This is a genomic window from Plasticicumulans sp. (genome assembly GCF_035331805.1).
In the GTDB taxonomy this organism is placed as follows: Bacteria; Pseudomonadota; Gammaproteobacteria; order Competibacterales; family Competibacteraceae; genus Plasticicumulans.
In genome coordinates this window covers 1-6,316 of record NZ_DAOLKE010000210.1, presented here as the reverse complement: position 1 = coordinate 6,316, position 6,316 = coordinate 1, and the positions used below count along the sequence as shown (strand labels likewise).

General features: G+C 70.2%; 3 protein-coding genes and 1 pseudogene. 2 read left to right on the top strand and 2 right to left on the bottom strand.

The features are described 5' to 3' along the window. Nucleotides 1-134 precede the first annotated feature (134 nt). Together PKE44_RS13520 and PKE44_RS13515 are read right to left on the bottom strand one after the other, a co-directional pair. A complete protein-coding gene (locus PKE44_RS13520; protein WP_324552064.1) occupies nucleotides 135-1,907 on the bottom strand; it encodes an autotransporter assembly complex family protein in 1,773 nt (590 codons plus the stop codon). Between the two features lie 5 nt (nucleotides 1,908-1,912). Continuing rightward, a complete protein-coding gene (locus PKE44_RS13515; RefSeq protein ID WP_324552063.1) occupies nucleotides 1,913-3,472 on the bottom strand; it encodes an AAA family ATPase in 1,560 nt (519 codons plus the stop codon). Between the two features lie 142 nt (nucleotides 3,473-3,614). On the opposite strand from PKE44_RS13515, the gene mrcB reads away from it, so the two are divergent. Together mrcB and PKE44_RS13505 are read left to right on the top strand one after the other, a co-directional pair. After that, entirely contained in the window at nucleotides 3,615-6,059 is a 2,445-nt protein-coding gene (gene mrcB, locus PKE44_RS13510) for a penicillin-binding protein 1B (RefSeq protein ID WP_324552061.1), read from the top strand. Continuing rightward, nucleotides 6,056-6,316, top strand: a pseudogene (locus tag PKE44_RS13505) (hypothetical protein); the annotation flags it as partial. The gene mrcB and the pseudogene PKE44_RS13505, both read left to right, overlap by 4 nt.

Here is a 6,316-nt window from a genome sequence, read left to right as displayed (position 1 = left end):
GGGCGCAGTGCCGGCGTTTCCCCCTCTCCCCCGGCCCCTCTCCCGCAAGGGGAGAGGGGAGGCCAGGCCGATGCCTGCGGCATGCGGAAAAGGATGGTCCGTGCAGCTGGCCAGCGTCGTCAGGGCAGCTTTCCTCACAGGTCCGGACCGAGCGTGAAATGGATGCGGAAGGCGTCGCCCGGCTCGTCGAAGCCGTGCGCGAGGTCGAGGCGGATCGGGCCGATCGGCGAGGCCCAGCGCACGCCGATGCCGGCACCGAGCTTCATCGACGGGCTGCGCTCGAAGGCATCGCCGGCATCGACGAAGGCGGCGACGCTCCAGTCGCCGACCACGCGGTGTTCGAGCTCGATGCTGCCGACCAGCATGTGCCGGCCGCCGATGACCTTGTCGCGGTCGTTGCGCGGGCCGATCGACTGGTATTCGTAGCCGCGGATGCTGGTGTCGCCACCGGCGTAGTAGCGCACCGAGGACGGCAGCTGCTCGGGGTCGGAGGTCCAGGTCGTGCCGGCGTCGAAGCGCGCGAGCAGGCGCATGTCCTTGCCGAGCGGCCAGACTTCCTTCACGCCGGCGGTGACCTGGAAGAAGGTGTTGTCGGACAGGATCGGTTCGAGCGCGCCGCGCAGCTGCAGGCTCAGGCGCTCGCCGCGGTAGACGCGCAGCGAATCGTCGACCGTCGAGCGCGAGAAGGTCACCGACGGGATCAGCAGCATGATGTCGGCGGGCGTGTCGAAGTAGCGGAAGCGTTCGATCTGCCAGTCGAGCGCCGTCAGCCGCTGCCAGTCGCCGGCCTGCAGCTTCTGGCCGACGCCGATCAGGAACAGGCGGTTCTCGACCGTCGTCGAGTCCTCGTAGTCGGCGCGCGAGTGGATCGAGTACTGCTCCAGGCGCGGATCATTGCCGGGGATCAGGTACTCGGCGGCCAGCGTCGTCTTGATCTGCGACACGCGCAGGTCGGACGTGAACTTGTGGCCGAGGTCGTTGACCCAGCGCTCCTTGAAGCCGATGCGTCCGCGCGGGCCGGTGTCGGTGCCGTAGCCGAGGCCGAAGTCCCAGCGCTCGCGCAGGCGCGGGCGCAGGCGCACGTCGAGCGGGATCGTGTCGCCTTCGGCCCGGTCGGGTCCGGCCTCGATCTCGACGCTCTGGTAGTAGTCGGCATCGGCGAGCGCGCCCTGCAGGTCGATCAGTGCCGCGGCATCGTAGGGGTCGCCGGGCTTGATGCGGTTGTAACGGCGCAGGACCTCGTCCTTCAGGATGGTCTGGTGGAAGGTGGTCTCGCCGAAGCGGTAGCGGCGGCCGGAATCGACGTGCAGGTGCACGTCGGCGCTGCCGGCGGCCGGATCGACGCGCACCTCGGACATCACGATCTGCGCCGAGAAGTAGCCGTGCTCGGTGATCAGGCCGGTGATGCCGCTCTTGAGCTTCTCCCAGTGCTCGTGCTCGAAGGCCTCGCCGACGTGGATCGGCAGGTTCTTCAGCAGCTTGTGGAAGGAGGCGTCGCCGGTCGCGGCCCCGGATAGCTGGATGTCGAGCGTGCGCACGCGCACCGGCGTGCCCGGCGTGACCCGGTACGTGGCGCGCCAGCCCGGGCCGTCGCGCTCCAGGCTCGCCTGGATCGTCGGGCGGTAATAGCCGAAGGGCTGCAGCGCGGTGCGGATTTCTTCCTCGGCCTTGCGATGCTCCCAGGCGATGCGCGAGTCGGTGGCTTCGGGCTTGCTGGCGAGTTCGCGGATGCTCAGGAAGTTCGCGACGTTGACGCGCAGGCGCTCGTCCTCGATGCCTTCGATGACGACCTCGACCGGCACGCCGGTCTTCCCGGGCGTACTTGCCTGTCCGTGGGCAGTCGCGGCGCTGCCGGTGAGCAGCAGCGCGATCGCGACCCGGCGCCATCCCGGCGTCGTGTGGTGCATCCGGGTCAGCCGAGACGCGCGCGCACGGCGGCGGTCAGCGCGGCAGCATCGAGGCCGGCAGCGGAAAGCGGCTGTTCATCGGCATCCGGGGCGACGTAGCCGGCGAGCTGGGCATCGAGCACGCGCACGTCGGCCTCGGCAGCGTCGGTGCCGGCCTGCCGGCGCGCCGCGACGCGCGCACGCAGCGTGTCGGCTTCGGCGCTGCAGGCGAGCAGCACGAAGGGCACGCCGGCCTGCTGCGCGCGTTCGCGAAACGGCGCGCGCTGCCAGGCCTGCGGGAAGGTCGCATCGACCAGCACCGGCCAGCCCTGCGCGAGCAGCTGCGCGGCGAGCTCAAGCAGGCGCGCGTAGGTGCGTTCGCTGGCCTTTTGCGTGTAGATGTCGCTGCCGGCGGCGTGGCTGTCATCGAGCGGGCCGAGGCCGAACAGCTGCTTGCGGATCACGTCCGAGCGCAGCCGGATCGCGCCGAAGGCTTCGAGCAGCGTCTGCGTCGCCGTCGACTTGCCGGAGCCGGAGACGCCGTGCGTGATCAGCAGGAAGGGCTGCGGCGGCTGCGTGTAGCGTTCGGCGAGCGCGAGGTAGCGGCGCGCTTCGGCGAGCACGGCCGCGGCCTCGTCCGGCGGCACGTCGGCCTGACCGAGGCGGATCGCCGCGACCTTGGCGCGCACCATCGCCCGGTAGACCAGATAGAACGGCAGCACGCCGGCGGCGTCGTGATCGCCGCTGTATTCGAGCCAGACGTTCAGCGCCCGCGCGGCGAGGTCGTCGCGGCCGCGCTGCTGCAGGTCCATGACCACGAAGGCGAGATCGGCGGCGACATCGATCCAGCGGAAGGCATCGTTGAACTCGATGCAGTCGAACACCGTCACGGCATCGCCATCGAGGATCATGTTGCCGAGGTGCAGGTCGCCGTGGCACTCGCGGATGCGGCCGCCGGCCTTGCGCGCCGCGAGCAGCGGCCCGATGCGGTCATGGGTGGCCTGCGTCCAGGCCTCGATGCGATCGAGCGCGGCGCGGTCTTCGGGCGCGTGCAGCAGCTCGCGCGCATGGCGGAAGTTGTCGAAGGCCGGGGCGGCGACGGCTTCGGGCGTGCCGAACGGGCTGTCGTCGCCGGCGACGGCGATGCCGGCGTGGAAGCCGGCGAGGCTGCGGGCCATCGCATCGATGTGCGCGGCCGTCAGCCGGCCTTCGGCGAGGCAGCGATCGAGCAGGTTTTCCTGCGCGAAGCGGCGCATCGACACCGCCCATTCGATGGCTTCGGCCGGATCACCGCCAAGCACCGGATTTTCCGGGCTGCCGCAGATCGGGATACAATCGAGGTAGATGTCCGGCGCAAGCCTGCGGTTCAGCCGCAGTTCCTCCCGGCAGAAGTGTGCACGACGCTGCAGCGTGCCGAAGTCCAGGAAGCCGAGGTTCAGCGGCTTCTTGATCTTCAGTGCCCGGTCGCCGGCGAGGAACACCGCGGAAATATGCGTGTCCAGCCGGCGCACGGTGTCGGCGCCCGGATAGAGATCCGGGTTCGCCAGGGACCGGGCCAGCGTGTCAAACGTGGTATCAGGGCTCATGGGGGCTTGCTGGGCTCGGCGCGATCGGATGCGCATCAGGATACCTACAGAATAAGCCGGCCTCCGGCTCCAACCCAACCGCTGCGCCGCCGCTTGCTGGCGGGCGCCGAGCGCGGCACGTCCGCGCCCTGAACGTGAACGAATGAAGAAACCCGAAGCCCCCCGCAAGCGCCGTCCGAGTTTCGTGCGCGGCCTGTTCGGCCTGATCGGCCTCTGCCTGCTCGCGGCGACGCTGGTCGGCGCGGTGCTGCTGTACAACTACGCCAGCCATCTCGACGGCGTCATCCGCACGCAGTTCGAAGGCAAGCGCTGGGCGCTGCCGGCGCGCGTGTACGCCCGGCCGCTCGAAGCCTTCGTCGGTGCGACGCTGAACGCCGAGCAGCTGCAGCACGAACTCGACCTGCTGCGCTATCGCAGGGCCGACAGCATCGACGGTCCGGGCCTGTACCGGCGCAACGGCGATACGCTCGAACTGAGCACGCGCGGCTTCGCGTTCTGGGACGGCACCGAGGCCTCGCGCCACGTGCGGGTCGGTTTCCGGGATGGCACGCTGGTCGGCCTCGACGGCCTCGACGGCCAGCCTTCGCCCGACGTGCTGCGCCTGGAGCCGTTCGAGATCGCCGGCATCTACCCGGCACATCACGAGGACCGCGTGCTGGTGCGTCGCCAGGACCTGCCGAAGCCGCTCGTCGATGCGCTGGTGGCGACCGAGGACCGCACCTTCTTCGAGCACTTCGGCATCGACCTCAAGGGCGTGGCGCGCGCGGCGATCGCCAACCTGCGCGCCGGTCGCACCGTGCAGGGCGCGAGCACGCTGACGCAGCAGCTGGTCAAGAACTTCTTCCTCTCGAACGAGCGCACGCTGACGCGCAAGCTCAACGAGATGCTGATGGCCGTGCTGATCGATGCGCACTACTCGAAGGACGACATCCTCGAAGCGTATTCGAACGAGATCTACCTCGGTCAGGACGGCGCCCGCGCCATCCACGGCTTCGGCCGCGCCGCGCGCTTCTACTTCGACCGGCCGCTCGGCGAGCTGACGCTGCCGCAGATGGCGCTGATGGTCGGGCTGGTCAAGGGCCCGTCGTACTACGACCCGCGCCGGCACCCGGAGCGCGCCAAGGAACGCCGCGCGATCGTGCTCGAAGCGATGACCGAGCTCGGCTACATCGACGCCGTCGCTGCGGCCGAAGCGAAGGCGGCCCCGCTCGGCGTGGTTGAGCGCCAGACCAACGGCCTGACGCTGTATCCGAACTTCGTCGATCTGGTGCAGCGCCAGCTGCGCGAGAGCTACCGCGAGGAGGACCTGACCTCCGAGGGCCTGCGCATCTTCACGACGCTCGACCCGCGCATGCAGGACATCGCCGAACAGACGCTGCTCGCCTCGCTGCCGGTGCTGGAGAAATCCCAGCGCATGAAGCCCGACACGCTGCAGGGCGCGGTCGTGCTCGCGAGCCCCGACAACGGCGAGGTCTACGCGCTGGTCGGCGGGCGCGACGTGCGTCTGGCCGGCTTCAACCGCGTGCTCGATGCGCGCCGCCCGGCCGGCTCGCTGCTCAAGCCCGCCGTGTATCTGGCGGCCCTGGAGGATTCCGAGCACTACTCGCTCGCGAGCAGCCTGCACGATGAACCCTTCACCTGGCGCATTCCCGGCGGTGGCGGTGACTGGTCGCCGCACAACTACGACAAGCGCTACCGCGGCCGCGTAATGCTGCGCGACGCGCTGGCCAAGTCGATGAACGTGCCGACGGCGTGGATCGCGCAGCAGATCGGCATGGAGCGCGTCGTCGACATCATGAAGCGCCTCGGCGCCCGCCAGAACCTGCGTACCAACCCGTCGCTGGTGCTCGGAGCCGCCGACCTGACGCCGTTCGAGATCGCGCAGATGTACCAGACGCTCGCGAGCGGCGGCTTCCGTGCGCCGCTGCGCGCGATCCGCGAGGTCACGACCAAGGACGGCAAGCCGCTCAGCCGCTATCCGCTCGACATCCAGCAGGTGGTCAAGCCCGGCCCGGCCTATCTGATCATCAACGCCATGCAGGCCGTCGTGCGTGAGGGCACGGCCGCCGGCCTCGCCGGCAAGGCCTTCGACCGCAAACTCGGCCTGGCCGGCAAGACCGGCACCACCGACGACCTGCGCGATTCCTGGTTCGCCGGCTTCAGCGGCAACCTGATGGCGCTGGTCTGGGTCGGGCGCGATGACAACCAGCCGACCGGCCTGTCGGGCGCCACCGGCGCACTGCGCACCTGGGTCGACCTGATGAAGCAGCTGCCGCTGACGCCGCTCGATCCGGCACCGCCGCTGGAGGTCGCGACGATCGCGGTCGATCGCGCCTCCGGCGGACTGGCCGATCGCAACTGCCACAACACCCTGATGCTGCCGTTCCTTGCCGGCTCCGAACCGCGCGCGCTGGCGCCGTGTCATGCCGGATACGTGCCGCCCGAAGGGTATGCTGGCGGCGGCATGGACACGAACGGCGACACCGGCAGCGAGGAACCCGTCGCGGGTGGCAGCGCTGAACCGCGCACCGCCGCCCCGTCCAACAACGATTCCATCGGCGACTTCTTCCGGAGACTCATGCAATGACGACGCTGCCCCGGCCGCCGGCGCCCTGGCGCCTCGCTCCGCTGCTGGCCTTGTTGCTGGCAGCCGGCTGTACCGCTCCCTCGCCCTTCGGGGCTCCGGTCGAGGACCGCACGCGCGCCCCGGCCGCCAGCCGGACACGACCGCTGCCGCCGCCGGCCCCGGGCGTCGAGGTCATGCCGCTCGATGCCCCGGCCCCGCTGACTCCGACCGAACCGCTGGTCGGCCAGCCGCTGCCGGCTGCGCCGGCCGCACCGGTG